The sequence below is a fragment of the Kribbella sp. NBC_00382 genome (genome assembly GCF_036067295.1).
Taxonomy (GTDB): Bacteria; Actinomycetota; Actinomycetes; order Propionibacteriales; family Kribbellaceae; genus Kribbella.
Window position 1 is genome coordinate 3,739,973 of sequence record NZ_CP107954.1, and the last position, 25,781, is coordinate 3,765,753.

Sequence of the window (25,781 nt, forward strand, 5' to 3'; positions counted from 1 at the left end):
CGTCGTCCACCGGCCGTATCCACGCAGTACTGCGTACGCAGTACCTACTCGAACGGAGTCCGCAGGTCCGGCTTGCTGACCTTGGCTGCCACAGCGGCTGGCGTCGGTACCGGCAGCGGGTGGCCCGCCACCGACGTGTCGGCGGCCGGCAGCTCACCGGTCAGCAAGTACTTCGTGCCGATCGCGTTCGCGGCCGGGTTGACCAGGGCGCGCGTGTTCGAGAAGACGGTGTGCTTGCCCGAGTCCTTCTCGGTGACCAGGACCGAGGACGGCAGCGACGCATGCATCTTGAGCGCACCGGCGTACGGCGTGGCCGGGTCGCCGATCGTGTTGAACATCAGTACGCCGGGCAGGCCCTTGCCGGTGATCTTGACCCGGCCCGGGCTGTCGAACGCCCAGCTCTGGCAGGCGCTGCCGCTGGTCCAGATGTTGTACCAGGAGAACTGCGAGGTCTTCGCCAGCCGGGCCGCGTCCCGCTCGTACGTCTTCCGGTCGCGCGACCACTTCGAGTCGACACAGATCACCGAGTTGAAGATGGCGTTGAACTGCTCGGCGTCCGCGCTGGTGTCCGGCGTGGCGAAGCCGACCAGGGCGGCGTCGTCACCGCCGACGGCGTACGCGCTGAGCGCCTGGGTGAACGGGATCCAGGCCGACTCGGAGAACAGCACCCCGTACGCCGTGCCGAGCAGCTCGCTGCCGCCGACCACACCGTGTGGCGTGGTGCGGAAGTCGGTCAGCGTCTTGTTCCAGGCGGCTCGCACGGTGGCGACGTCCTTGCCCAGGTGGAAGACGTTGTCGTACTTCGCCACCCACGGCAGGTAGTACTCCTCGAGCCGCTTCTGCAGCGCCGGGCCCTGGGTGAGGCCGGCCTGGTACCACATGTCCTTCGGGGTCGGGTCGATGTTGCCGTCGATGATCATCCGGCCGACCCGCTGCGGGAACAGCTGCCCGTAGACGGCGCCGAGGTACGTACCGTAGGAGAAGCCGACGTAGTTGAGCTTCTGCTCGCCCAGGGCCGCGCGGATGGAGTCCATGTCGCGGGCCACGTCGACAGTGCCGAGGTGCGGGAGGACAGCCTTGTTCTGGTCGTTGCAGCCCTTCGCGTAGCTGCTCCAGAGCTTCCACAGCTCGGACCGGCTCGCCTTGGCATCCGGGTCCGGCTGCGGCGGGGTGAAGTGGTCCGGGGCGGCACAGCTGACCGGCGAGCTGTGCCAGACGCCACGCGGGTCGAAGCCGATCACGTCGTACGCGTCCAGCACGCCCTTGTCGAGCCGGGTGAATCCGGTGGGGTCCGGCCTGGTCAGCGATCCTGCGAGCGTCGATCCACCGCCACCGGGGCCGCCCGGGTTGACCAGTAGCGAGCCGAGCCGCTTGGCCGGGTCGTTCGCCGCGTGCTTCGTGACCAGGACGGACAGTGTGGCGCCGTACGGGCGGGAGTATTCCAGCGGGACCTTCAGGGTGGCGCAGGTGAGCGCCGGGTACGGCGTCGCGATGTCGTCGGGGCAGGCGCCGAAGACCAGTGCCTGAGGGTGCTTGCCCTCAGCAACTGTCGGGGTGGCGGCGACGGCTGAGACGGCAGGAGCGATCAGGGCCAGGCTTGCGGTGGCAGTGAGGGCCACACGGAGACGCATCGGCGAACTACCTCCAGGAGGAGTGGACGGGTGCGTTTCGCAACGTACCGCGCGGGGAGGTCGCCCTGGGTGGTCGTTCGGTTGCAGGAAGCTGCAACGGACAGAGGAGGTCAGAGGAGGTCAGAGGAGTTCGCGGAGAGCGGCTACCGGGTCCGGGGCGGCTAGTAGTTGGAGACCGCGGGGTAGGAGCATCAGTTGGCCGCTGGCGTCCCTGGAGGCGATCCGGGCGCGCTCGTAGATCAGCTCGATCTCGGCCGTCAGTGCGTCGAAGGCGTAGGTGTTGCCCTCGGTCCAGCGGGGCTTGCCGAACTCCTGGCGCAACCACTTGCGGAGCTTGCCGCTGCCGAGGTGCTTGCCGAGCTGGACGCCGGGGAACAGCGCCACGAAGCTCTGCGCGGCCAGCACAACGATGTCGGTCGCGAGCATCCGCTGGATCTCGGCCTCGAGGTTCAGCGCGTACTCACTGCTCACCAGCTGCTCGTCTCCTTCGAGGCCTGGACCGCGAGTCCGCGGAGGGTCTCGTAGCGGGGGCGCAGGGTTCTGACTCGCTCGACCTCGGCGGCGACCGGCTCGAGGTGCTCACCGCCGGGTGACGGCGACAGGCCGAGGGCGACCGCCGCCGCGCCGCGGGCGCCGACCTCGGGCTCGGAGCAGACGTCGGTGGGACGGTCGAAGGTCGCGGTCAGGCAGCGCCGCCACCAGGCTGATGCGTCGATGCCGCCACCACCCAGGACGACCTGGAGCGGACGGCCGAAGAGTTCGTCGAGCATGCGCAGGCCGCGATCAATCTCGAGCGAGGCACCCTGCAGGGACGCGGCGAGCAGGTCAGCGGCGGAGTCGTCGAACGACAGTCCGAAGTACACGCCGGAACCGCTCGGGACCGTGTCCGGCGGCCGGGTGCCGGCGTGGAACGGGATCGCGATCACGCGGGACGAGCCGATCTCCACGTCGGTGGGTTCAGGGGCGTCGAGATTCAGTACGCCGGTGAGCCACGCATGCAGGTTTCCCGCGGCAGAGAAGGCCATCCCGGTCACCGCATGCTGGTCGTCGACCCGGTACCGCCACAGCTCCCACGGCAATTCGGGTGCGCCCTCGATCGGGTGCACGACGCGGACGGCGGCCGAAGTACCGACCGTCACTGCTGCTGTCCTGGCGTCATACGCGCCGGTACCGACGTTGGAGGCCGCGCCGTCGCCGGTCGGCGGATGAATCGGTACTCCGACCAGCCCCGGCCACCGTCTCGCGTACTCACTGGAAAGCGCGCCGGTCCACCCGGTAGGCACAATCGGCGGAAGCTGGCCGGCCGTCACCCCTGCGACGGCCAGCGCCTCGTCGTCGTACCCGCCGCTGGCGAGGTTGAGCGTGCCGGTGCCCGAGGCAACCGAGACCGAGGTGACGCGCTCGCCGGTCAGGCGCTCGAGTACAAGATCGGGAAGCCCCGCATAGCCGGCCGGTGACGTGATCGACCGCAGCCACGGGATGCGGCGGGTCCAGTAGAGCCGGTGCAGCCAGGCGCCGGTCCTCGCGTGGAAGGCGCGCTCGTCGAAAGCCGGGTCCAGCGCGAGGTCGACCGACCGGGTGTCGACCCAGGGGATGACCGGAGTGAGCGCCACGCCTTTGTTGTCCAGAGCAACGATCGAGTGCCACTGCGAGGACAGCACGATCGCGGTGATGTCGACCAGATGCCCGTTCTGCTGTAACTCGTCGAGGCAGCCGAGCAGCCCCTCGATGTAGTCGTGAAGCTCAAGGGTCGCTTCACCAAGAGGACCGTAGACGGCGCCGATCTTGTGCCGGGCAAGGGCTCCGGGCAGCGGCGACGCGTCGGCCGACAGCACCAACGCGCGCGCGGACGAAGTACCTAGATCGAGAGCAAGGATCCGGCCATCAGTCTTCTGCATGGAGCGCCTTGAGGAACGACGCGGCCCAGACGTTGACGTCGTGTGCTGCCAAATGTTTGCGCATCGCCTTCATGCGGCGGCCCAGTTGGCGGTCGTCGGTGTTCATGGCGTCGACGATGGTGTCCTTCATGCCATTGATGTCGTGCGGGTTCACCAAGAAGGCCTGGCGGAACTCGTCGGCGGCTCCGGCGAACTCCGAGAGCACCAGCGCACCCGTGTCGTCGTACCGGCAGGCCACGTACTCCTTGGCGACGAGGTTCATGCCATCGCGCAACGGCGTCACGACGGCGACATCGGCCGCCCGGAAGAGCGCTGCCATCTCGGTGCGTGAGTAGGAGGTGTGCAAATAGTTGATCGCCGGCGTCCCGATCCGGCCGTGCTCGCCGTTGATCCGCCCGACGAGCAGTTCGATCTCGTCCCGTAGTACGCGGTACTGCTCCACGCGCTCCCGCGAAGGCGTCGCCACCTGGATGAACACCGCGTCGTCGACCGACACCCGGCCCTCGTCGAGCAGCTCGCCGAAGGCACGCAACCGCTGCCGGATGCCCTTCGTGTAGTCGAGCCGGTCCACGCCGAGCAGGATGTGCGCCGGGTTGCCGACCTCCTGGCGCATCTCCGCGGCCCGCGCCTCGGTCTCGGGCTGCCGCGCGAGCTGCTCCAGCTCACCGACATCGATCGAGATCGGGAACGCCTTCGCCCGTACGACGCGATCGTCCGGCAGATGAATCCGGTCGCCGCGGGTCCGCAACCCCATCCGGTTGCGCGCGAGCCGGGCGAAGTTCGACGCAGCCCCCGGCCGCTGGAAACCGACCAGGTCGGCGCCCATCAGCCCGTCGAGGATCTGCCGGCGCCACGGCATCTGCGCGAACAGCTCGGTCGGCGGGAACGGGATGTGCAGGAAGAAGCCGATCCGTACGTCGGGACGCAACCGGCGCAGCATCGCCGGTACGAGCTGCAGTTGGTAGTCGTGCACCCAGACCACCGCGTTGTCGTCGGCTGCCTCCGCGGCCGCCTCGGCGAACCGGCGGTTGACCGCGACGTACGACTCCCACCACTCCCGGTGGAACTCGGGCGCCACGATCACGTCGTGGTAGAGCGGCCAGAGCGTCGCGTTGGAGAAGCCTTCGTAGTACAGCTGGATGTCCTCGGCCGACAGCGTCACCGGGACGAGGTGCATCCCGCCCTCGTCGAACGGGTCCAGCTTCTCGTCCGCGCCACCGGTCCAGCCGATCCAGGCGCCGTGGTGGCGCTGCATCACCGGCGCCAGCGCGGTCACCAGGCCACCGGGGCTGCGGCGCCAGGCAGTGGTGCCGTCGGGCATCTCGATCCGGTCGACAGGCAGCCGGTTGGCCACCACTACGAAGGAACTGCGTCCGCTCGGCATCAGTTGTTATCCACCCAGGTATTCGTCGTCGCCGGGGTAGCTGACCCCGATCTGTCTACGCGTCTCGTCCAGCAGCTCGAGGATCTCGATCGTCGCGGCATGCGGAAGGGCCGGGCACTCGATCTGCCCGGCGCGCAGCGCACGCATCACTTCGGCTGCTTCGTAGTGGTACCCAAGGCCATGCGCCGGTACGTCCACGCGCTCCTGGCCGCTGGCCGTACTGCGGACGTAGTACTCGGGGTTGTGGAAGCGGTGCGGGAGCAGCAGGCTGCCCTCGGGACCGCTGACCGAGGCAGTCCACGGGTTCTGCGAACGGAGCCCGCAGGTCAGCGCGGCGACCGCGCCGGAGTCGTAGCGCCAGGCCATCGCGACGTTCAGGTCGACGCCGTCGTCGTTGAGCGAGCCGACCGCCTTGACCTCGGCGGGCTTGCCGAGCGCCATGTAGACGAACGTCATCGGGTAGATGCCGCCGTCCATCAGCGAGCCGCCGCCCAGGGCGTGATCGAGCAGCCGGGCCGGGAGTTGCGGCTTGTGGAAGCCGAAGTCGGCCAGCGCCTCCATCGGCTCACCGATGGTGCCCTTGGCCAGGTCCTCGAAGAACGCCTGGACGACGGGGTTGGTGCGCATCCACATCGCCTCGGCGAAGAGCGTGTTGTTCTCGTGGGCGACGGCAACGAGGTCGCGGGCCTGCTTCGCGGTCAGCGTGACCGGCTTCTCGCAGAGTACGGCGATCTTGGCCTGCAGCGCGGCGCGGGCGATCGCGTAGTGCTGCGGGTGCGGAGTACCGATGTAGAGGACGTCGACGTGGCCGTCGTCGATCAGCCGGCGCCAGTCGTCGTACCGGTGCTCGATGCCGAACTCGTCGGCGAACTTGTTCGCGGACTCCAGTGAGCGTGACGCGACGGCCGTCACCACCGCCTCGTCTTCGAGGACGGCGAGGTCTTTGGTGAACGAGGTGGAGATGTTGCCAGTAGCAACAACTCCCCAGCGGACGCGATCTACACCCATGGTGTGAACTCCGGGGTCGGGAACGGGCCGTGAGCCTTGATTCTCGCGGTTTCGAAGGCGTGCGCCAAGCGAATGAGGGTGGCGTCACTGCGGCCGGTGCCGTGGAAGGTGATCCCGACAGGCAGGCCTTCGACCAGGCCGGACGGCACCGCGAGCAGCGGATAGCCGGCCAATGCGGCATGTGAGGACGAACTGCCGAGCACGTGATCTCCGTTGAGCAGGTCGATCGCCCAAGCAGGTGAGTACGACGGTGTGACCAGTGCGTCTAGCTGATTGTCGCGCAACAGGTTGTCGATCCCGTCGCGACCGGCTCGCAGCCCGGACAGCCGGGCGGCGACGTAGACGGCCGAGTCGAGGCCGTCGGTCTGCTCGGAGCGCTCGAAGAGTTCTTGGCCGAAGTACCGGAGCTCCGTGTCGGCGTGGGCCTTGTTGAAGGCGATCACGTCGGCGACGGTGCGCGGGCCGCCGGGGTGGCGGGTGGCCAGGTACGCGGCGAGGTCGACCTTCATCTCGTACGCGAGGATCGCGAGCTGGTCCTCCTCGCTGCCCGGCGACGGCAGCGACAGCCGGTCGACGAGCGTCGCGCCGGCCGCCGACAGCAGCGTCAGTGCCTGCTCGGTGACCTGGTCGAGGCTGTTCGAGTACCCCCACAACGGGCCACGCGGTACTCCGATGCGAACGCCGGTGAGGTCCTCCGATGCGCAGCTGGCCTCGTAGTCGATGCCACCGCCGGTCATCACGGTGAGCAGGGCGGCGGCCTGACGGACGGTCCTGGTCATCGGACCGGCCGTGTCCTGCGAGTGGCTGAGCGGGATGATGCCCTGCTGCGGGATCAGGCCGACCGTCGGTTTGAGGCCGACGATGCCGTTGAGGGCCGCTGGGCAGACGATCGAGCCGTTGGTCTCGGTACCGATCGCGAGGTCGGCCAGCCCGGCGGCGACTGCTGCGCCGGAGCCGCTCGAGGAGCCGCCGGCGGAGCGGTTGAGGGCGTACGGGTTGCGGGTCAGGCCGCCGTACGCGCTCCAGCCGGATGACGAGGCCGAGCCGCGGAAGTTGGCCCACTCGCTCAGATTCGTCTTGCCCAGGATGATGCAGCCGGCCTCACGCAGGCGGCGGACCAGCGGGGCGTCGTACGGGGGAGGCGGCTGGTCGGCCAGCGCCAGTGAGCCCGCCGTGGTGGGGAGGTCGGCGGTGTCGATGTTGTCCTTGACCAGCACGGGCAGGCCGTGGAGTGGTCCACGGATCCGGCCGTCGTCACGTTCCGTGTCCAGTCGGACGGCTTCGGTCAGGGCGGCTGGGTTGGGGGTGCAGACGGCGTTCACGAGCGGATTCAGCTCGGAGTACCGGAACTGCAGCTCCTCGACCGCCGCGACGGCGGTTCGCGGACCGGGCGACACGTCGCCGGGGCCTTGTCGAGTTGAGCTCACACCGTCGATCCTGCCAGAGTTGAGCGCGCCCGGCCGTCCGCCTGGGTGTCCGTGGGATCCACCCTGCTCCGTCCCGCGACACAACGCTAAGTAGCTGCGCGGTGAATGACATTGCTGTCGTTCTCCGCGTAGGGTGGAACGCGGACGGACGATCACCGACCGCACGGGAGTCACCAGCAGATGGACAGCGCCAACGCCAGCACCTCCGGCCCCGCCGAGGCGGGCCTGCCGGCCGTCGCTGGGTTGTCCGACCGGGACGGTGCCATCCTCGGCTTCGAGCGGCACTGGTGGAAGTACGCCGGTGCCAAGGAGCAGGCGATCCGGGACCAGTTCCAGATGTCGGCGACCCGGTACTACCAGGTGCTCAACGCCCTGATCGACCGGCCCGAGGCCCTCGCGCACGACCCACTGCTGGTCAAGCGCCTGCGCCGGCTGCGAGCCGCCCGCCAACGGGCCCGATCCGCCCGTCGGCTGGGCATCGAGGTCTGAAGTCTTGAACCGCCGTTCGCGCGACGACAGGGGCCAGGTCCTCTCGTCTCTGGTCGCCGTGCTCGCCGTGGTCGCGATCGTCGGTGGGTTGCTGGTGCTGTTCGGGACGCGGGGCAACGACTCGGTGGCGGACTCCGGGAAGCCCGCGGCCTCGCCGACCCCGAAGCCCTCGCCTAAGCCGAGTGCGCCGGTGTCTTCGGCACCACCTGCCGAGCCGTCCTCTACTCCGCCGCCTGTCGAGCCCTCTGCGCCGACCTCCGTGACGCCTTCCGGGCAGCCGTCCGCGCCCCCGAGTGCTCCGGCATCGATCCCAGTGACCGAGCGGCCGGCCGTCGAGGTCTACAACAACACTCCGCGCAAGGGACTGGCCGAGGACGTCTCGGTCCGGGCCCGGCAGGCCGGCTGGATCGTCACCGGCAAGGACAACTGGCACGGCAAGATCGTCGCCAGCACGGTGTACTTCCCGGCCGGGATGCAGGCCGAGGCGAACCAGCTCGCCCGGGATCTCGGGATCGGCCGCACCAAGGACGCCCTCGACAACATGAAGAAGGACCGGCTCACGGTCATTCTCACCACGGACTACGCCGGATGAGTACTCCCGAACTGGTGACTGCGGCCGGGCGGGAGGGCTGGGAGGCGCTCGTCGCGGATCCGGCCAGTGCGGTGATCGCGTCGGACTTCGACGGCACGCTGTCGCCGTTGGTGGAGGATCCGTCGATGTCGCGGGCGGCCGATGGGGCGCTCGACGCACTGGCCCGGCTGGCCCGGTCGGTGGGGCAGGTGGCCATCGTGACCGGCCGGCCCGCATTGGTCGCTACCGAGCTGTCTGGGGTTACTGGGCATCCGGGGTTGGGGCGTCTCGTAGTACTGGGTCACTACGGGCTGGAGCGGTGGGAGGCGTCCACTGGTGCCGTCACTAGCGACCCTGTACCGCCTGGGGTCGAGGTAGCCCGTGAGAAGCTCCCTGCTCTGCTGCAGGAGCTCGGCTTCGGTGACGCGTTCGTAGAAGACAAGGGCAGCTCGCTCGCGGTTCACACGCGCCGCCTGCCCGACCCAGTGCCTGCACTAGAGGTACTACGCCAGCCCCTGACTGACCTGGCCGAGTCGGTGGACCTCCGCCTGGAGCCCGGCAACCTGGTTCTCGAACTCCGCCCACCCGGCATCGACAAGGGCGTAGCCCTCCGCCGCCTGATCGAGTCCACCGGCGCCCGCACCGTCCTCTACGCCGGCGACGACCTCGGCGACCTGGCCGCCTTCGAAGCCCTCGACATCCTTCGCCGTGATGGCCTGCACGCAGTACTGGTAGCCGCCCGCTCCTCCGGCGCCACCGCCCTCACCGATGCCGCCGACATCGTCGTAGACGACCCCTCCGGCGTAGTCACAGTCCTCACCGCCCTGGCCGACGCCATCGCAACCCGCTGACGTTGTCGCTGCCGCACCTTGCCGATTCCGCCTTCACCTTCACTGAGGTTGGGCTCGTTGTTGTGCTTCGTGCGTGGCATCAGTTGCGTCTGAACGTCTGGCTGAGGATCTGCCCGAGCGGCCGCACCGGCTTCTCGTCGTAGTTGCCGTCGGTGAGGCTGGCGAGCCGCTCGAACGGGTTGCGGGAGGCCGGGCATCCGGTCCGGAGGAACGACCAGGCGACCGCCAGTACGTACAACGGCAGCATCGGCAGCCCGAACAGGCAGAAGTACTGCCACGAATGCCGCTCCTCATGCTTGACGAGCACCGGCCGCTCATCGAAGTACGCACGATCGTGCTTACTCACAATCACGTTCCCGATCGTGAACGCACTCGCCACCGGAAACCCCAGCCGATACCCGTTCGCATAAAACAACCCCCGAGGCCCCCGACTGAACCGCGCCCGCCCGATCACCCCCACGACCGCCCCCATGACCGTCGACAGATTGACCGTGTTCCACACCAACTTCAGCACCTGCCACCCAGACATCGCCCCACCTCCAGACTCAGTATCAACCGCCTCTCACCCCGATGTCCCAATGTCGCAATTCTTAGGACATCCGGTCGGTTCAGGCGTTGTCGGTGGGGTGGGCGAGACTGGGGGAGTGACTTCGGTGGTGCGGCGGTGGCGGGCGGGGCGGGTGGTGGATCCGCATGTGGTTATTGGGGGGTTGCGGAAGGGGCCGGGGGATCCGGCGTATGTGTTTGAGGCGGGGCGGCGGACTGTTTGGCGGGCTACTCGGACGCCGGATGGGGCGGTGTTGATCAGGCTTACGCCGTACTCCGGGCTGGGTGAAGTTGAGGCGGAGGCGTGGGGGCCGGGGGCGGGGTGGGCGCTGGACGGGGTGCCGGAGTTGTTGGGGGAGGCGGATAGCTGGGACGGGTTCGAGCCGTTGGCTGAGCATCGGGCGTTGGTGGATGCGGCTCGGCGGTTCTCGGACTTTCGGGTGCCTCGGACTCGGGCTGTGTTCGAGGCGATGGCTGCGGCTGGGATCGAGCAGGTGGTGACGGGGAAGGAGGCGTTCGCCGGGTGGCGGATGCTGCTGCGAGAGTACGGGGAACCGGCGCCGGGGCCGGGGTCGCCTGATGGGCGGAAGATGATGGTGCCGCCGTCGCCGGAGGAGTGGCGGATGATTCCGTCGTGGCAGTGGTTGCGTGCCGGGGTCGAGGGGCGCCGGTCGCGGGTGGTGATCACCGCGGCGACGCGGGCGGCGGCGTTGGAGCGGACGCTGGAGCTGACCGACGGGGCTGAGGTCGAGCGCCGGCTCAGGTCCCTGCCAGGCGTGGGAGTCTGGACCGCCGCGGAGGTCCGGCAGCGCGCCCACGGGGATGCCGATGCCTTCTCGTTCGCCGACTACCACGTCTCGCGCGACGTCTCGTACGCCCTCACCGGCGAAGAACTCGACGACGACGGCTGCGCCGAACTCATCGAGCCCTACCGAGGCCACCGCTACCGAGTCCAAGCCCTCCTAGGCCTGGCCGGCCACCATCACCCCCGCTACGGCCCCCGCAAATCCCTCCCCACCCACACCCCCGGCGCCACCCACCGCCTTCGCTAACCGACCGACCCATCCCGCGTTCCGCGCCCCCGGTGGTGAAAAGGGTGGGAGTTGGGCACTAGGAGCGGATATGAAGATCGACGGGGATGGGCTCTACCTGGTTGCCGGGTTGGCTCTGCTGGTTGGCGCGGTGTTGCCGCGACTCTTGCGGCGGTATGCGATTTCGGCGCCGATGGCGTTTGTGGCGGCTGGGTTGGTGTTGGGGGTGTTTGTCGAGCGGGGGCGGGTTAGTCCGATCGCTGAGTCGGGGGTGACTGAGCATCTGGCCGAGTTGACGATTTTGATTGCGTTGATGGGGGTCGGGCTGGCGATCGATCGGCCGATCGGGTGGAAGCGGTGGGCTGTGACGTGGCGCCTGTTGCTGGTGGCGATGCCTGCTTGTATCGCGGCAGTGGCCGGCGTGGGGTGGCTGGTGGGGTTGGCGCCGGCTACGGCCTTGCTGCTGGGCGCAGTACTGGCTCCTACCGACCCGGTGCTCGCGTCGGACGTACAGGTGCAAGGACCGACGACCGGGGAGGGCGCCGAGCCGGAGGAGGACGATGAGGTGCGGTTCGCGCTCACCTCGGAGGCGGGGCTCAACGACGGGCTGGCCTTCCCGTTCATCTACGCGGCTGTGTTCGCGGCGACGAAGGGAGCGGTCGGGAACTGGGCGCTGGAGTGGTTCGCCTGGGACCTGATCGGCAAGACCGTGATCGGTGTCGCCATCGGGATCGGGGCCGGCTGGTTGCTCGGCAAGATGGCGTTCTCCGCGCCGTCGCGCACTTTCCGGCTGGCCGATTCACGCGAGCCGGTACTGGCGTTGGCGATGACGCTCGGCGTGTACGGCCTCGCCCAGGTACTGCATGGCTATGGATTCATCGCCGTCTTCGTCGCCGCCCTGACGCTAAGGGCCGCCGAGCGCAGCCATGACTTCCACGAGGACCTACACGGCTTCATCGAGCAGCTGGAACACATCCTCACCTGGGGCATCCTGCTGCTGCTCGGCGTCGCGATCACCGGCGGCCTGCTCAAGCCACTGACCTGGGCAGGCGCCGCGATCGGCCTGCTCCTCGTGCTGGTACTACGTCCGCTCACCGCCTGGCTATCCCTGGCCAAGACGCCGATGCGCCGGTCCGAGCGCTGGGTCGCGGCGGCGTTCGGCGTACGGGGTGTGGGGTCGGTGTTCTACCTGGCCTACGCAGGCGCCGACTTCAGCACCGACCTGCCGTGGCTGTGGGCAACCGTCGGCTTCACCGTCGTACTAAGCGTCGCGGTCCACGGTGTCGCCGCCACCCCACTCATGCGCATGCTCGACCTCCGCCGCGACCGAGCCGCCTGAGCTTGAGCCGATCAGGGTCAAAATCTCACGATGAGATCAGGCGTCTCGTATGCTGGGAACGAAAGACACGATCCGGACCCGATTGGGTAGCCTCGTCAGTGCTCATCCAGAGGGACTGAGGGAAACGGCCCGTTGAAGTCCCGGCAACCCTCCCCGTGCGGCGGCTCGATCCGAGGCGCTCGGCGGCGGAACGGTGCCAAATCCGTCCTGTGCCGAGATCCGGTGCGGGGAAGATGAGGAGGGAAAACTCCGTCATGAGCCTGAGCACCGCGCCGACCACCCACACCATCCGTGAAGGTGCCTTCGGCAACGGCACGCATCTGAGCTGTCGCGCGTGCGGCGCCAAATCCGAGCTCGGCCCGTTCTACGCCTGTATGGAGTGCTTCGGCCCGCTCGAGGTCGGGTACGAGTTCCCGACCATCACGCGTGCGCAGATCGAAGCCGGACCCAAGAACATCTGGCGGTACCAGCCGCTGCTGCCCGTCCCGGTCGACGTGGCCAGCTTCCCGAACACCGAGCCCGGCTACACCCGGCTGATCGACGCCGGCAACCTGGCCCGCGAGCTCGGCCTGCGCAAGCTGTGGGTGAAGGACGACTCGGGCAACCCGACGCACTCGTTCAAGGACCGGGTCGTCGCCTCCGCCCTGAGCGCCACCCGCGAGCTCGGCATGAAGGTCTTCGCCTGCCCCTCCACCGGCAACCTCGCGAACGCCGTCGCCGCGGCCGCCGCCCGGGCCGGCATCCGCTCGGTCGTGTTCATCCCGCAGGACCTCGAGCGCCCCAAGATCATCACCACTGCCGTGTACGGCGGCACGCTGGTGGCCGTCGAGGGCAACTACGACGACGTGAACAAGCTCGCCTCCGAGATCGCCGGTGAGGAGGAGGGCTGGGCGTTCGTCAACGTCAACGTCCGCCCGTACTACTCCGAGGGCTCCAAGACGCTCGCCTTCGAGATCGCCGAGCAGCTCGGCTGGCGGATCCCGCAGCAGGTGGTGATCCCGGTCGCGTCCGGCTCGCAGCTGACCAAGATCGACAAGGGCTTCACCGAGCTCGGCAAGCTGGGCCTGGTCGACGCGACCGACTACAAGATCTACGGCGCCCAGGCGACCGGGTGCTCGCCGGTCGCGCAGGCGTTCCGGGACGGCCACGATGTGGTGAAGCCGGTCAAGCCGGACACCATCGCGAAGTCGCTGGCGATCGGCAACCCGGCCGACGGACCGTACGTGCTCGACGTGGCCCGGCGTACCGGCGGGGTGATCGAGGACGTCAGCGACGAAGAGGTCATCCAGGGCATCCAGTTGCTCGCCCGGACCGAGGGCATCTTCACCGAGACCGCGGGCGGGGTGACCGTCGCGACGCTGAAGAAGCTGATCGAGACGGGGCAGATCGACCCCGACGCCGAGACCGTGATCATCAACTCCGGCGACGGGCTCAAGACGCTCGACGCCGTGGCCGACCGGGTCGGCCCGAAGGTCACCATCCCCGCGTCGTACGACGCCTTCGTGAAGGCGGGTCTGCAGTGAGTGTCAGCGTCCGTGTCCCGACCATCCTGCGCCCCTACACCCAGGGTGCCTCCGAGGTCTCCGTCGAGGGGGCGACCCTGAGCGAGGTGCTCGAGTCCCTCGATACGTCGTACCCCGGCATCAAGGGCCGGGTGCTCGACGAGTCCGGCGAGCTCCGCCGGTTCGTCAACATCTACGTCGACAACGACGACGTCCGCTTCTCCGAGGGCCTGCAGACCCCCATCAAGGACGGCGGCCAGATCTCCATCATCCCCGCCGTCGCCGGCGGCTGATCCTGCGACCTTGAACACCGAACGGCGACCTTGAACAAGTAATAACTTGTTCAAGGTCGCCGTTTGCTGTCCGAGCCCACCGGTTGTGGGCTGGCGTTAGTCGGTGCCGGACTCCATTGCGGCGTTGTCGAGCAGGGCGTCCTCGGGGTTGGGCTCGCCCCGGGAGGCGATGTCGTCGGCGCCGCCCGTCGTCATCTCGCCGATCAGGGTGGTCTCGCCGAGCTGGTTGGTGTCGGCGCCCAGCAGCTGGGCGTGGGCGGTACCGATCATGCCCAGGCCGGCGTACTGCTCGAGCTTGGCGCGCGAGTCGGCGATGTCCAGGTTCCGCATGGTCAGCTGGCCGATCCGGTCGACCGGGCCGAACGCGGAGTCCTCGGTCCGCTCCATCGACAGCTTGTCCGGGTGGTAGCTGAACGCCGGGCCGGTCGTGTCGATGATCGAGTAGTCCTCGCCCCGCCGCAGCCGCAGCGTGACCTCACCGGTGATCGCCGAGCCGACCCAGCGCTGGAGCGACTCCCGGATCATCAGCGCCTGCGGGTCGAGCCAGCGGCCCTCGTACATCAGCCGGCCGAGCTTGCGGCCCTCGTTGTGGTACGCCGCGATGGTGTCCTCGTTGTGGATCGCGTTCACCAGCCGCTCGTACGCCGCGTGCAGCAAGGCCATCCCAGGCGCCTCGTAGATGCCACGGCTCTTCGCCTCGATGATCCGGTTCTCGATCTGGTCGGACATCCCCAGCCCGTGCCGGCCGCCGATCGCGTTGGCCTCCAGCACCAGGTCGACCGCGGAGCCGAACTCCTTGCCGTTGATCGTCACCGGCCGGCCCTGGACGAAGCCGATCGTCACGTCCTCGGTGGCGATCTCGACCTCGGGGTCCCAGAACTTGACGCCCATGATCGGCTCGACCGTCTCGATCCCGGTGTCCAGGTGCTCGAGCGTCTTCGCCTCGTGGGTGGCGCCCCAGATGTTCGCGTCGGTCGAGTACGCCTTCTCGGTACTGTCCCGGTACGGCAGGTCGTGGGCGACCAACCACTCGCTCATCTCCTTGCGGCCCCCGAGCTCGACCACGAAGGCGGCGTCCAGCCACGGCTTGTAGATCCGCAGCTTCGGGTTGGTCAGCAGACCGTACCGGTAGAACCGCTCGATGTCGTTGCCCTTGTAGGTCGAGCCGTCGCCCCAGATCTGGACGTTGTCCTCGAGCATCGCCCGGACCAGCAGGGTGCCGGTCACCGCCCGGCCCAGCGGGGTGGTGTTGAAGTACGCCCGGCCGCCGGTGCGGATGTGGAACGCGCCGCAGGTCAGCGCGGCCAGCCCCTCCTCGACGAGCGCCGCGCGGCAGTCGACCAGCCGGGAGATCTCGGCGCCGTACGCCTTCGCGCGACCGGGGACCGAGTCGATGTCGGGCTCGTCGTACTGCCCGATGTCGGCGGTGTACGTGCACGGGACCGCGCCCTTGTCGCGCATCCACGCGACCGCGACCGACGTGTCGAGCCCTCCGGAGAAGGCGATGCCGACCCGTTCGCCGACGGGCAGAGAGGTGATGACCTTGGACATGAGAATAAGTATGCATTGGTCTGCATGATCATGCAAGCCGGGTGGATAGGATGACCGGCATGCGCGCTGTTGTGATCCGCCAGTACGGCGTACTGCCGGTCGTCGAGGAAGTCGCTCCGCCGGTGGTCGAGCCGGGCGGGGTGGTGTTGAAGGTCGAGGCCACCGGGCTGTGCCGGAGCGACTGGCATGGGTGGCAGGGGCATGATCCCGACATCGTGCTGCCGCATGTGCCCGGGCATGAGCTGGCTGGGACGATCGCCGCCGTTGGGGCTGGGGTATCTGGCTGGGCGGTCGGGGATCGGGTGACGTCGCCGTTCATCTGCGCTTGTGGTTCTTGCGAGCAGTGTCTGGCTGGCAATCAGCAGGTCTGTCTTCGCCAGCTGCAGCCAGGCTTCAACTACTGGGGATCTTTCGCCGAGTACGTCGCTCTGCCGTTCGCAGCCGTGAACCTCATCCGCCTGCCCGACTCGCTGGACTTCGGTACTGCGGCTGGGTTGGGGTGCCGCTTCGCCACCTCCTTCCGCGCAATCCGCCAGGTCGGGCGGGTGGTCGCCGGGGAGAGCGTGGTGGTGTTCGGGTGTGGCGGGGTGGGGTTGTCCGCGGTGATGATCGCGGCCGGGGTTGGCGCCCGGGTCATCGCCGTCGACACAAACCCCGCCGCTCTGGAGCTGGCCCGCTCCTACGGTGCCGCTCATGTGGTGCTGTCGTCGGCTGACGTAGTACCGGAGTTGTTGGACCTAACTGATGGTGGGGCGCAGGTGACGATGGACGCCCTCGGGTCCGCTGCCATCGTCCAATCAGCATTGGCCGCCTTGCGGCCGCGAGGACGGCACATCCAGGTGGGCTTGTTGCCAGGCGGCGTCCAGCTCGATGTGGGCCGGTTGATCGGCCAGGAGCTGGAATGGCTAGGCAGCCACGGCATGCCCGCCCACGCCTACCCCGAGATGCTCGCCCTCGTTGCCTCCGGCAACCTAGCCCCCGAGAAGTTGATCACCCGCACAATCACCCTCGACGAAACCCCCGCAGCCCTAGCCGCCCTAACCAACGGCACCCCAGCCGGCGTCACCGTCATCACCCCCTGACCCCCTGACCCGCTGACCCCCTGACGCCCCTGCCCCGCCGCCCCTCGCCGTCCGCCCGCTCGGTCGGCATCTCGGGGGTTAACTCCTCAATTGGTGGGTTGCCACCTGGTATTCAAGGGTGGCAACCCACAGTCTGAGGGGTTAACCCCCGAAATGGCGGGGAGGCCTTCGCTGGAGGGCGGAGGGATGGAGGGGGGCGGGTTAGAGGCGGATTAGGTAGACCGTTGGGGGGCGGCCGGTTCGGCCGTGTTGTTGGCTGCCTATGGGGTCGGCTAGGCCGGCTCGTTCCAAGCGTTTGAGGACTCGGCGGGCGGTGCGGAGTTGGACTGCTAGGTGTTCTGCGACGTCTTGGGTGGTTAGGCCGTCGGGGAGGGTGGCTACCAGCTCGCGCATGCGGGAGAGGGTTTGGGTGTTGAGGCCTACTCGGCGGGCCAGCAGGGGGAGGGACTCGGGGCCGCGGTCGGGGGCCGGCTGGTCCTGGTCGCTGGAGGGTTCGATGACTATTTCTACGTCGTCGGACATGGAGACGACGCCGGCGACCGGGCCCATGGAGGCTGCTCGGCTGACTGCTCGGCGGGCTAGGGCTTCGGCCTCGGCGGCAGTACGGCCTACTCCGAAGCCGACTCGGGCAGTGGCGTGCCGGGCGGCTAGGGCGTCCAGCAGTGGCATGCGGCTGAACTCTTCGGTTGCCTGCTCCAGGAGGCCGCGGGTGGTGACTACTAGGTTCCGGCCGTCCGGTAGTACGGCGAGGCTGCCGCCCAGGGTGATCAGGTCGCGGGCGAGCGCCTGGTCCGGCTCGGGCAGCTCGATGATGCCTAGCGCGACCTGGGCGTCGCCGACGTGCTGGCCGGTGGTGGTCAGTACAAGCGCCTGCAGCGTCGACTGGATCGAGTAGCGCGACGGGGCGAGGCGTACCGACGGCATCTCGTTCTCGAGCAGGTGGAAGGCCGAGCCGAGGCAGCTGATCGCGATCTTGGTCTCGTGCTGCTCGCGGGCGTTGCGGTGGAAGGCGACGATGTCGTTGGAGGTGAGGCCGGCCCGGTACGGAAGTACCTGGATGTCGTCCGTCGGCAGCTTCGCCTCGATCAGCGTCTCGAACACCTCGCTGCGGCGCAGGGTGTCGATCGACAGCCGGGTGACGTCGTGGCCGAGCCGGAGCAGCTCGACGAGCGCGCGCAGCAGGGTGGCGCCGTCGTACGAGACGTACATCGCCGGCCGGTCGATCACACCGGCCTCGGTGGCGATCGTGAACGGCACCACGCCGGTGAAGAGGATCGCGTCGACCCGCTCGCGGACCTGCTCGACCAGCTGGACGGCCTCGGTCTCGTGCCGGTAGGGCAGCGGGACGAGGGTCGCCGGGTGGTTCGCGGTACCGACGGCGAGGACGCGCTGGACCAGGTCCTCCGGGCCGATGATCCCGACGCTGATCACTGCGCTGCGCTCCTCAGGCGGCCGGTTTCGATTCAGGTCCGGCCCTCAAATCGGCACAATAGCGCACCGCTTGCGCGATGTGAGACAACTTGACGCCATCTGATGCGATCTCCTACCTTTCGGTCAGGACCTAAATTGCCGCAGACCCCGGGAGGCGCTCGTGACAGATGCGCCAGTACGCCGTACGCCGCTGCCCGGAGTGCTCGAACCGGCGGGCCGGACCATCGGTGCGGAAGAGCGCGCGGCGGTGCTGAGGGTGCTCGATTCCGCTGTGCTGTGCAGCACGTTCGGCGGCGAGGCTCGGGCGCTCGAGGCGGAGATGTCGGAGCTGTACGGGCGTGATGCGGTGACCTGCAGTTCCGGTACTGCGGCGTTGCACCTGGCCGTCGCGGCCGTTGGGTTCGACCCGGGGGACGAGGTCATCACGACGCCGATCTCCGATTTCGGGACGGTGGCGCCGATCCTCGCGCAGAACGGCGTACCGGTGTTCGCTGATGTTGATCCGGTCACGGGGAACCTGGATCCGGCGGCGGTCGAGGCGGCCATCACGCCGCGGACTCGGGCGATCATCGTGGTGCATCTGTTCGGTGGGGCTGCTGATGTGGTGGCGCTGCGTTCGATCGCTGACCGGCATGGGCTGGTGCTGATCGAGGACTGCGCGCAGGCGTGGATGGGGACTACGGCCGGCGGGGAGTTGCTGGGGACGTTCGGGGATATCGCTTGTTTCAGCCTGCAGCAGTACAAGCACATCACCGCGGGTGATGGCGGGCTGGCGATCACCGCCGACGCCGAGCTGGCGACGCGGATGCGGCTGTTCATGGACAAGGGCTGGGACCGCTCGGGCGGGCGCATGCATCTCATGCTCGGCCTCAACTACCGGATGACGGAGTTGGTCGCCGCCGTCGCCCGAGCCCAGCTGGCAAAGGTGGGCGACGTGGTGAAGCGCCGACGCGAATCGGCGGAGCAGTTGACCGCAGCACTTGATGGGCTGGTCGGCGTCTCACTGCCTTCATTGGCGGGGCACGCATTCTGGCTGTTCCCATTGGTTGTTGCTGATGGCAACCGTATATGGGCCGACGCGCTGACTGCTGAAGGCGTACCTGCCTCAGCCGGCTACCTCGACCGCACCCTGTATGCGAACCCGGTCTTCAGTGGGCCCGTCTACGGCACCTCCCGCTATCCACTGGAGGGCAGGGAGTACCCGACCGGCCTGTGCCCGAACGCCGAACGCCTGATCGAGCACACGCTGGTTGTCCTGCCCTGGAACGAGGCGTATACCGAGACTGACGTGGACGACATCGCCCGCGCGATCCGGAAGGTGCACCCCGATGGCTGACTGGCTCACCCCATCGCCCGAGGAGCACATCCAGTACGACGTAGACGTCCTCTTCGGCCCCTGGCCCAGCCACCCGACGGACATGGACCTGGCCGGCCTCAAGAAGCACCTCGCTCATCACCACATCAAGAACGCCTTGGCGCTCTCGACCCGAGGCGCTCTCTTCTCCGACCAGGCAGGCAACACCGAGACGCTCGCCGCCACCAGCCAAACACCAGACTCGCCGGCTGATGGGGGCTCGGGGGTGCGGTTGATTCCTGTGGGGACTGTTGACCTTCGGGACGCGGTCGGGGCTGCGGCGCAGTTGGATGGGTTGATCGCCGACGGCGTCCGGTGCCTCCGCCTCTTCACCGGGTCGCAGGGCGTGCTGGGTGAGACGCCGTCGTACCGGCACGTGGTGGGTGAGGCGGTCGAGCGGGGCATGGTGATCTTGCAGGACGGGGATCCGCGGAAGTTCGGGGCGGTACTGGCTGGGCGTGGGGCCGACGTGATCTTTCTGGATCTGCACGTCTATCTGCTGGCCGACTTCCTGCTGATGGCGCGGGAGGAACCTGGGTTCAAGGCGACCACCCGGATGTTGTCGAGTCCGGATGGGATTGAGCGGGTGGTGGACAGTGTCGGGGCGAGGCATCTGGTGTTTGGGTCGCGGACGCCGTTTATGGATGTTTCGCCGCAGACGTTGCGGTTGCGGTATGCGCGGATCAGTGTTGAGGATCGGGCATTGATTGCTGGGGGCAACGTCCAGGAACTGGTGGGCTGAGATGCGGATCATTGATGTGCATGGGCATTGGGGGCCTTGGCCGTTTCATCTGGAGGTGGGGGATGTTGCGCTCAATCTCGAGTTGATGGATCGGTACGGGATCGAGCGGCAGATCGTGTCGGGGGCCGAGGCGGTGGTGTACGACGCGGTGGCGGGGAACGCGAAGTTGGCTGAGGTGTTGCTGGAGCAGCCTCGGCTGCACGGGTATGCGGTCGTGAACGCCAATCGGCTGGAGCGCAGTGCGCAGGATCTCAAGGACTGTCTGAGCACCGGGCGGTTTGTCGGGGCGAAGATTCACACGACTTATCCGGGGGTGCCGATCGGGTCGCCGTTGATGGCGGATGCGTTCGACATGCTGGATGAGGTCGGGGTGCCGTTGCTGTTGCATACCTGGGGGGCTGATGTGGCGTTGCTGCCGGGGCTGTTGGAGACGAGGCCCAATCTGCAGGTGATCGCGGGGCATGCGGGTGGGCATGCCTGGCGGGAGGCGGCCAGGGCTGCCAAGCAGTGCGATCGGATTTATCTGGAGCACTGCCGCACGGTGACGGACGCCGGCCGCATCACCTTTGCTCGCGCTGTCGGCGTACCGATGGAGCAGTTCTTGTTCGGGACGGACTCGACGTTGATCGATCCGTGCGTGTCGCTCGGGGTGATCCGCGACGCGGGCTTCACCGAAGAAGAACTTCAGCAGGTGCTGTCGAGCAATGCGGAGCGACTGTTCAAAGGTTTTCCAGACAATGGATGACGAGGTCGCGCTCCGACGCAGGCAGCGGGGGGCCGTAGGGGTCGTGCGCGGCTTCCTCCGGGATGAGCCCTTCCCACACCGCGGCCCAAAGCATGCGCTGGATGTAGCCCTCGATCGGGGCGTAGAAGGTGGCAGCAGCGAACCGGTCAAGCCGCTCCGACGCGTCCAGGAAGTCTGACGAGCGCCCAGCCGTCCAAGCATCCAGTACCGCCGCCGACAACTCGACCTGAGCCGCAGCGATCCCCACCAGAGCCGTGTCAGCGCCCCACATCATCGACGGGCCGTACATCCGGTCCTCGCCCGTGATCAACAGCTTGCCCGTACTACGTCCCGCCCAGATCGCGTCCTGACAATCGACTGCCCGGTCAAGCGTCGCCGTCTTGACACCAAGCATCTCCGGAAGCGACAGCAACTCCTTGATCAGCGAAGGCGGGTACGGATACCCACCAGCCTCGCCATGCAGGTAGAAGCCGACCAGCGGCAGCCCACTCTCGGCAGCAACCCGCTGATGCAGCCGCACGGCAGCTGCCTCGCCATCCGCCAACTCCCCATAGGCAGCCAGCGGATAGACCATGACCGCATCAGCCCCGAAGCCCGCTGCGCCCACGGCCATCGCCACAGTGGCGTCCTCCGCCTCCTGCAACCCCACAACCCCCGTACTCCGGGGAACACCAACCCCCGCCACCAGCGGAGCCGTAGTAGCGGCCCGCCAGGTCGCCAGGACCTTCCCGCGATCCGCCTCACTCAGGTACAGCCCCCGTCCGGTATGAGCCCACACAGCGACCCCACCGATAGGCCCGGCCGCGATAGCGGAGGCATAGGCGGCCAGAGCGTCGTAGGCCACGACCCCAGAGCTGTTCATCGGTGTGACGACAGCAGGGAGCAGTGTGCCGCGGAGTTGCTCAACCAGTGCGTGCATCAGAGGTCATGCCCCAGTCCCGGCCGAGTAGGCACTTCCACCCAGCCATTGACGTCAGTGAAGGTCTTAGGAGCCAGCGGCTCTTCACGGACGAGCAGCGGCCCGACCAGGTCGGCCGGGACGGTAGCACCCGGCACAGCCGCCGCCAGGTGTACTGCCGCCAGCGTCGCCACCCCCAGCTCCGGCATAGAACCTACCTTGACCGCTAACCCAGCTGCCTCCGCCAGGTGAGCGATCTGCAGGGCACGATGCAGCCCACCCACCTTGAGGATCTTGATGTTCAGTACGTCCGCAGCACCCCGCCGCACGATCTCCAGCGCGTCCTGCAGCGACTGCATGCTCTCGTCGACCATCAGCCGCAGATCCAGCCGCTCGCGCAGCCGCACCAGCCCAGCGAGGTCCCACCGAGGCAGCGGCTGCTCAACCAGCGCCAGACCTGCGTCGGCCATCTTGGAGAGCACCGGCAGCGCAGTAGCCGCGTCGTACCCCTCATTGGCGTCCAGACACAGCTCTGCCCCGGCAGGGAGGGCAGCAAGAACTGCCCGGACCAGGTCGAGGTCCCGCGCCGGGTCCTCGCCGCCCTTGACCTTCAGATGCCGGAACCCGCGCTCTGCGTACTCCGCAGCCTCCGCCGCCATCTCGTCCAGCGTGCCGAGCCCTACGACCCAGGCGGTCTCCACCCGCGACCGGATGCTGCCGCCCAGCAGCACATGCACCGGCCAGCCGCTCAGTACCCCAGCAAGGTCGTACAGGGCGATGTCGAGCCCCGACTTGGCCACATGCTGGCCACGCAGTGCGGAGTCCATCAGTAGGTGGGCGCCGGCCCGGTCGAGCGGGTCGTGGCCGATCAGAGCCGGTGCGAGGTGCTCCTCGATCGCAGTACGGACCCCTGCCAGCGTTTCACCCGTATATGCCGTCATCGGTGACGTCTCGCCGATGCCGACGACGCCGTCGGTAGTCTCGACCTCCACCACCAGGCTGACCAGTTCGTTGCTGACCCCGCTGCTGATCCGGAATGGCCGCCGGTACGCGGCGCGCACCACCCGAGTGCGAATGTGGACGATGGAACCGGCGGCCGCAGTGGCCGGTAGACCGACAGGCTGCGATGCGACACTCACGAGATCCACTCCTTGGGGTCGCGCCACGCGGGAAAAGGACTTACGGTCAAGACCGTAAATAGGTTGGATGGTTGCTGTCAATGGACGGAAAGGCGAAGTACTTATGCGGCTGGGCCTCTATCTGAACCTGTACGGCGACGCGGCGGATCGACCCTCCCTGGAAGACGGCGTCGAGCAGGCTCGCCTGGCTGAGCAGGCGGGCTTCGAGTGGGTCGTCCTCGGCGAACGCCACCTCCATCGTCCTGGCTATCACGAGATCCTCACCTCCGCGACCTGGCTGGCCGCCAAGACCGAGCGGATCGGCATCGCCACCGCTGGCATCGTCGCGCCGCTGTACCAGCCTGTCGTACTGGCCGAGGCGCTCGCGCATCTCGACGTGCTGTCGGGCGGGCGGCTCACCGCCGGCTTCGTGCTCGGCTACCGGCCGGAGGAGTTCGCCCTGTACGGCGTGACGCAGGCCGAACGGGTCGCACGGTTCGAGGAGTGCGTCGAGATCATCACCCGGCTGTGGACCGAGGACGAGGTGACGTACGACGGCAAGTTCACCAGCATCAACGAGGCGTTCCTGTCGCCGAAGCCGGTGCAGAACCCACGGCCGCGGATCTGGAACGGCGGCCGGGTCTCCGCGATGCTCGAACGCACCGCCCGGATGTGCGACGGCTGGACCACGTCCTTCAACGAGCTGGACGCGGACCTGCCGGCCAAGATGGCGGAGTACAGGTCATACCCCAGAGGCGAAGGTACGCTCGGCGCCGAGGTCATCCTCTGCCGGGAAGGCTTCGCAGCCCCAACCTCACAAAAGGCGAGGCAGGTGCTGGAGGAGCCGCTGCGCGACTTGTACGACGCCTACACCGGCTGGAAGCGCACCTCCGCCGACGCCTCGCGCTACACCCAGGGCTGGGACGACATCGTTGCCCGCAGCATCATCGGCTCCCCGGCCGAGTGTGCCGAGCGGATCCAGCACTACGAGGAAATGGGCGCCGACGGCATCATCCTCCGGGTCCAGGCGCCGGGCATGCCGCAGGCCGATGCGCTCAAGGCGATCGAGGCCTTCGGGAACCTCTAGACCGATCAGGCCTTGAGGCCCGTCATTGCGATGCTGTCCGTGAGGTACCGCTGCAGCAGCCCGAAGACGAGCAGGCTCGGCACGACGGTGATGGTCGCGCCGGCCATCACCTGGTTGATCGGGACCGCCTCGGTCTGCAGGCTCGCCAACCCGACAGTCAGCGTCTGCATCTGAGCCGACTGGCCGATCACCAGCGGCCAGAGGAAGTCGTTCCAGTGCCAGAGGAAGACGAAGATGCCGAGCGTCGCCAAGGCCGGCCGGACCAGCGGCAGCACGATCGTGGTGAACGTCCGCCACTCCGACGCGCCGTCGAGCTCGGCCGCCTCGAACAGCTCGTCCGGCAGCTGGCCGATGAACTGGCGCATCAGGAAGACGGCCTGCGAGTTCGCCAGCGTCGGCACGATCAGGCCCCAGTACCCGTCCACCCAGCCGAGCTTCGCGACCAGGATGTACGACGGGATCAGGGTCGCCTGGAACGGCACCATCAGCGTCGCCAGGAAGGCCCAGAACATCAGCTCCCGGCCCGGGAACCGCTTCTTCGCGAACGCATAGCCGGCCATCGCCGCGAACAGCAGGATGAAGAACACCGAGACGAGCGAGTAGACCAGCGAGTTGATCGTCCAGCGTGGGATGTCCGAGCTGGACAGCACGTTGGAGAAGTTCTGCCAGGTCCAGCGCGACGGATCGAGTGCGCCCGGGAAGGTCTGGCCGCTCGGCGGCGCGAAGGCGACCAGCACCATCGCGGCGAACGGCACGATCGTCACGATGGCGGTCAATGCGAGCAAGGTCGGCAGGGTCAGTCGAGCCGGGCGCACAAGCATCAGTCGTCCCTCCCGACGAAGCGGCGCTGGATCAGCGATACGACCAGCACGATCAGGAACAGCACCAGCCCGATCGCGCTCGCATACCCGAAGTCGAAGAACTTGAAGCCCGAGTCGTACAGGAAGTACACGAGCGAATAGCTGGATCGGACCGGGCCGCCGGCCGTCATCACGTACATCGCGTCGAAGACCTGGAACGCGCCGATCGTCTCGATCACCAGTACGAAGAACAGGATCGGCCGCAGCTGCGGAAGCGTGATGTAGCGGAACCGCTGCCAACGGCCGGCGCCGTCGATCGTCGCCGCCTCCAGATAGGACTGCGGTACCGCCTGCAACCCGGCCAGCAGGATCAGCATCGAGTAGCCGAAACCCTTCCAGGCCGACGTCACCGCGATCGACGGCAGCACCGATCCGGAATTGCCGAGGAAGTCGTACGGGCCGAGGGAGGCCAGTCCGAGGACGCCGTTGAGCAGGCCGTCCTCGGCGTTGTAGATCCACTTCCAGAGCACCGCGGCGAGCACGATGCTGGTCACGTACGGGAGGAAGAAGACGCCCCGGAAGAAGCCGCGGCTCCAGACCACCTGGTGGAGCAGCAGCGCGGTACCGAGCGAGAGCAGCACGGTGAGCGGGACGAAGATGAGCGCGTACGTGAGCGTGACGAGCAGGCTGTCGCGGAAGAGCTGGTCGCCGAACAGCCGCGAGTAGTTGTCGAAGGCAATGAATGACCACTGCCCGTTGAGCCGGTAGTCGGTCAGTGACAACAGGAACGCGCCGACCACCGGGACAAACCGGAAGACCACGAACAGCACCAGCATCGGCGCCACGAACAACAAGCCCGCCAGCGATCGGCGCCGCGACCACCGGTTCCGGAATCCCAACGGCGACAGGTCCCGGCGCACCGCCCCTGCGGCCGGGCCTGTCGCCTGGTTCTGCGGGGATGCCGCGCGGCCTCCCTCCGTCATTGCCGCGCGACCTCCCCGCG

Annotated in this window: 25 protein-coding genes and 1 riboswitch; of the genes, 12 read left to right on the plus strand and 13 right to left on the minus strand. The window is 67.9% G+C overall.

The features are described 5' to 3' along the window. Positions 1–44: 44 nt before the first annotated feature. From OHA70_RS18345 to OHA70_RS18370, 6 genes are all read right to left on the minus strand, one after another. On the minus strand, positions 45–1,631 hold the full coding sequence (locus OHA70_RS18345; RefSeq protein WP_328334130.1) for an alpha/beta hydrolase: 1,587 nt from the start codon (positions 1,629–1,631) through the stop codon (positions 45–47). Positions 1,632–1,751: 120 nt separating this feature from the next. Continuing rightward, positions 1,752–2,102, minus strand: coding sequence for a hypothetical protein (locus OHA70_RS18350; RefSeq protein WP_328334132.1), 351 nt, complete (start codon positions 2,100–2,102; stop codon positions 1,752–1,754). Then, positions 2,099–3,529, minus strand: coding sequence for an FGGY family carbohydrate kinase (locus OHA70_RS18355; RefSeq protein ID WP_328334134.1), 1,431 nt, complete (start codon positions 3,527–3,529; stop codon positions 2,099–2,101). The genes OHA70_RS18350 and OHA70_RS18355 overlap by 4 nt, the downstream gene beginning before the upstream one ends. After that, the gene (locus OHA70_RS18360; RefSeq protein WP_328334136.1) at positions 3,516–4,913 is read right to left on the minus strand and encodes an alpha,alpha-trehalose-phosphate synthase (UDP-forming); all 1,398 of its coding nucleotides are present in this window, start codon (positions 4,911–4,913) and stop codon (positions 3,516–3,518) included. Before OHA70_RS18360 ends, OHA70_RS18355 begins: the two co-directional genes overlap by 14 nt. Before the next feature lie 6 nt (positions 4,914–4,919). Continuing rightward, the gene (locus OHA70_RS18365; RefSeq protein ID WP_328334138.1) at positions 4,920–5,921 is read right to left on the minus strand and encodes a Gfo/Idh/MocA family protein; all 1,002 of its coding nucleotides are present in this window, start codon (positions 5,919–5,921) and stop codon (positions 4,920–4,922) included. Continuing rightward, a complete protein-coding gene (locus OHA70_RS18370) occupies positions 5,912–7,348 on the minus strand; it encodes an amidase (RefSeq protein ID WP_328334140.1) in 1,437 nt (478 codons plus the stop codon). The genes OHA70_RS18365 and OHA70_RS18370 overlap by 10 nt, the downstream gene beginning before the upstream one ends. A gap of 180 nt (positions 7,349–7,528) precedes the next feature. On the opposite strand from OHA70_RS18370, the gene OHA70_RS18375 reads away from it, so the two are divergent. The 3 genes from OHA70_RS18375 to otsB are packed head-to-tail and all read left to right on the plus strand — an operon-like array spanning position 7,529 to position 9,259. Continuing rightward, positions 7,529–7,837: a DUF3263 domain-containing protein gene (locus tag OHA70_RS18375; RefSeq protein ID WP_328334142.1), complete on the plus strand. Its 309-nt coding sequence runs from the start codon at positions 7,529–7,531 to the stop codon at positions 7,835–7,837. Positions 7,838–7,841: 4 nt separating this feature from the next. Then, entirely contained in the window at positions 7,842–8,429 is a 588-nt protein-coding gene (locus tag OHA70_RS18380) for a LytR C-terminal domain-containing protein (RefSeq protein ID WP_328334144.1), read from the plus strand. Beyond that, positions 8,426–9,259 carry a trehalose-phosphatase gene (gene otsB, locus OHA70_RS18385; RefSeq protein WP_328334146.1) on the plus strand — a complete coding sequence of 278 codons (834 nt, stop codon included), beginning with the start codon at positions 8,426–8,428 and terminating at the stop codon, positions 9,257–9,259. Before OHA70_RS18380 ends, otsB begins: the two co-directional genes overlap by 4 nt. Positions 9,260–9,338: 79 nt before the next feature. On the opposite strand, the gene OHA70_RS18390 is transcribed toward otsB, so the two are convergent. Then, positions 9,339–9,788, minus strand: coding sequence for a hypothetical protein (locus tag OHA70_RS18390; RefSeq protein ID WP_328334148.1), 450 nt, complete (start codon positions 9,786–9,788; stop codon positions 9,339–9,341). Between the two features lie 268 nt (positions 9,789–10,056). Here OHA70_RS18390 and OHA70_RS18395 point away from each other — a divergent pair, with 268 nt between their 5' ends. From OHA70_RS18395 to OHA70_RS18410, 4 genes are all read left to right on the plus strand, one after another. After that, positions 10,057–10,857, plus strand: a complete 801-nt coding sequence (locus tag OHA70_RS18395) for a DNA-3-methyladenine glycosylase family protein (protein WP_328334150.1) — start codon at positions 10,057–10,059, stop codon at positions 10,855–10,857. A gap of 70 nt (positions 10,858–10,927) precedes the next feature. Beyond that, the gene (locus tag OHA70_RS18400) at positions 10,928–12,175 is read left to right on the plus strand and encodes a cation:proton antiporter (RefSeq protein WP_328334152.1); all 1,248 of its coding nucleotides are present in this window, start codon (positions 10,928–10,930) and stop codon (positions 12,173–12,175) included. A 99-nt stretch (positions 12,176–12,274) separates the two neighbouring features. Next, positions 12,275–12,415: riboswitch (SAM riboswitch) on the plus strand. 14 nt (positions 12,416–12,429) lie between these two features. Then, positions 12,430–13,698 (plus strand): threonine synthase, encoded by a 1,269-nt coding sequence (gene thrC, locus OHA70_RS18405; protein WP_328334154.1) that lies wholly within the window; start codon positions 12,430–12,432, stop codon positions 13,696–13,698. Then, positions 13,695–13,970 carry a ubiquitin-like small modifier protein 1 gene (locus OHA70_RS18410; RefSeq protein WP_328334156.1) on the plus strand — a complete coding sequence of 92 codons (276 nt, stop codon included), beginning with the start codon at positions 13,695–13,697 and terminating at the stop codon, positions 13,968–13,970. The genes thrC and OHA70_RS18410 overlap by 4 nt, the downstream gene beginning before the upstream one ends. Positions 13,971–14,066: 96 nt before the next feature. On the opposite strand, the gene argG is transcribed toward OHA70_RS18410, so the two are convergent. After that, a complete protein-coding gene (argG, locus tag OHA70_RS18415) occupies positions 14,067–15,521 on the minus strand; it encodes an argininosuccinate synthase (RefSeq protein ID WP_328334158.1) in 1,455 nt (484 codons plus the stop codon). A gap of 59 nt (positions 15,522–15,580) precedes the next feature. Here argG and OHA70_RS18420 point away from each other — a divergent pair, with 59 nt between their 5' ends. Further along, the gene (locus tag OHA70_RS18420; protein WP_328334160.1) at positions 15,581–16,603 is read left to right on the plus strand and encodes a zinc-binding dehydrogenase; all 1,023 of its coding nucleotides are present in this window, start codon (positions 15,581–15,583) and stop codon (positions 16,601–16,603) included. Positions 16,604–16,804: 201 nt separating this feature from the next. On the opposite strand, the gene OHA70_RS18425 is transcribed toward OHA70_RS18420, so the two are convergent. Next, positions 16,805–18,034, minus strand: coding sequence for a helix-turn-helix domain-containing protein (locus OHA70_RS18425; RefSeq protein WP_328334162.1), 1,230 nt, complete (start codon positions 18,032–18,034; stop codon positions 16,805–16,807). A gap of 160 nt (positions 18,035–18,194) precedes the next feature. Here OHA70_RS18425 and OHA70_RS18430 point away from each other — a divergent pair, with 160 nt between their 5' ends. Genes OHA70_RS18430 through OHA70_RS18440 form a run of 3 tightly spaced genes read left to right on the plus strand, consistent with a single transcriptional unit; the run spans position 18,195 to position 20,875 of the window. Beyond that, positions 18,195–19,370, plus strand: a complete 1,176-nt coding sequence (locus tag OHA70_RS18430) for a DegT/DnrJ/EryC1/StrS family aminotransferase (RefSeq protein ID WP_328334164.1) — start codon at positions 18,195–18,197, stop codon at positions 19,368–19,370. Then, on the plus strand, positions 19,363–20,130 hold the full coding sequence (locus tag OHA70_RS18435) for a hypothetical protein (protein ID WP_328334166.1): 768 nt from the start codon (positions 19,363–19,365) through the stop codon (positions 20,128–20,130). Before OHA70_RS18430 ends, OHA70_RS18435 begins: the two co-directional genes overlap by 8 nt. Position 20,131: 1 nt before the next feature. After that, a complete protein-coding gene (locus tag OHA70_RS18440; RefSeq protein ID WP_328334168.1) occupies positions 20,132–20,875 on the plus strand; it encodes an amidohydrolase family protein in 744 nt (247 codons plus the stop codon). On the opposite strand, the gene OHA70_RS18445 is transcribed toward OHA70_RS18440, so the two are convergent. Together OHA70_RS18445 and OHA70_RS18450 are read right to left on the minus strand one after the other, a co-directional pair. Continuing rightward, complete coding sequence (locus tag OHA70_RS18445; RefSeq protein ID WP_328334170.1) at positions 20,850–21,794, minus strand: dihydrodipicolinate synthase family protein; 945 nt, start codon at positions 21,792–21,794, stop codon at positions 20,850–20,852. The genes OHA70_RS18440 and OHA70_RS18445 overlap by 26 nt on opposite strands. Then, positions 21,794–22,912 (minus strand): mandelate racemase/muconate lactonizing enzyme family protein, encoded by a 1,119-nt coding sequence (locus OHA70_RS18450; RefSeq protein ID WP_328334172.1) that lies wholly within the window; start codon positions 22,910–22,912, stop codon positions 21,794–21,796. Before OHA70_RS18450 ends, OHA70_RS18445 begins: the two co-directional genes overlap by 1 nt. A 103-nt stretch (positions 22,913–23,015) precedes the next feature. Here OHA70_RS18450 and OHA70_RS18455 point away from each other — a divergent pair, with 103 nt between their 5' ends. Beyond that, positions 23,016–23,978 (plus strand): LLM class flavin-dependent oxidoreductase, encoded by a 963-nt coding sequence (locus OHA70_RS18455; RefSeq protein ID WP_328334174.1) that lies wholly within the window; start codon positions 23,016–23,018, stop codon positions 23,976–23,978. A gap of 5 nt (positions 23,979–23,983) precedes the next feature. Here OHA70_RS18455 and OHA70_RS18460 read toward each other — a convergent pair whose 3' ends face one another. Beyond that, positions 23,984–24,799, minus strand: coding sequence for a carbohydrate ABC transporter permease (locus tag OHA70_RS18460; RefSeq protein WP_328334176.1), 816 nt, complete (start codon positions 24,797–24,799; stop codon positions 23,984–23,986). Further along, positions 24,799–25,761, minus strand: coding sequence for a carbohydrate ABC transporter permease (locus OHA70_RS18465; protein WP_328334178.1), 963 nt, complete (start codon positions 25,759–25,761; stop codon positions 24,799–24,801). The genes OHA70_RS18460 and OHA70_RS18465 overlap by 1 nt, the downstream gene beginning before the upstream one ends. Positions 25,762–25,781: the final 20 nt, after the last annotated feature.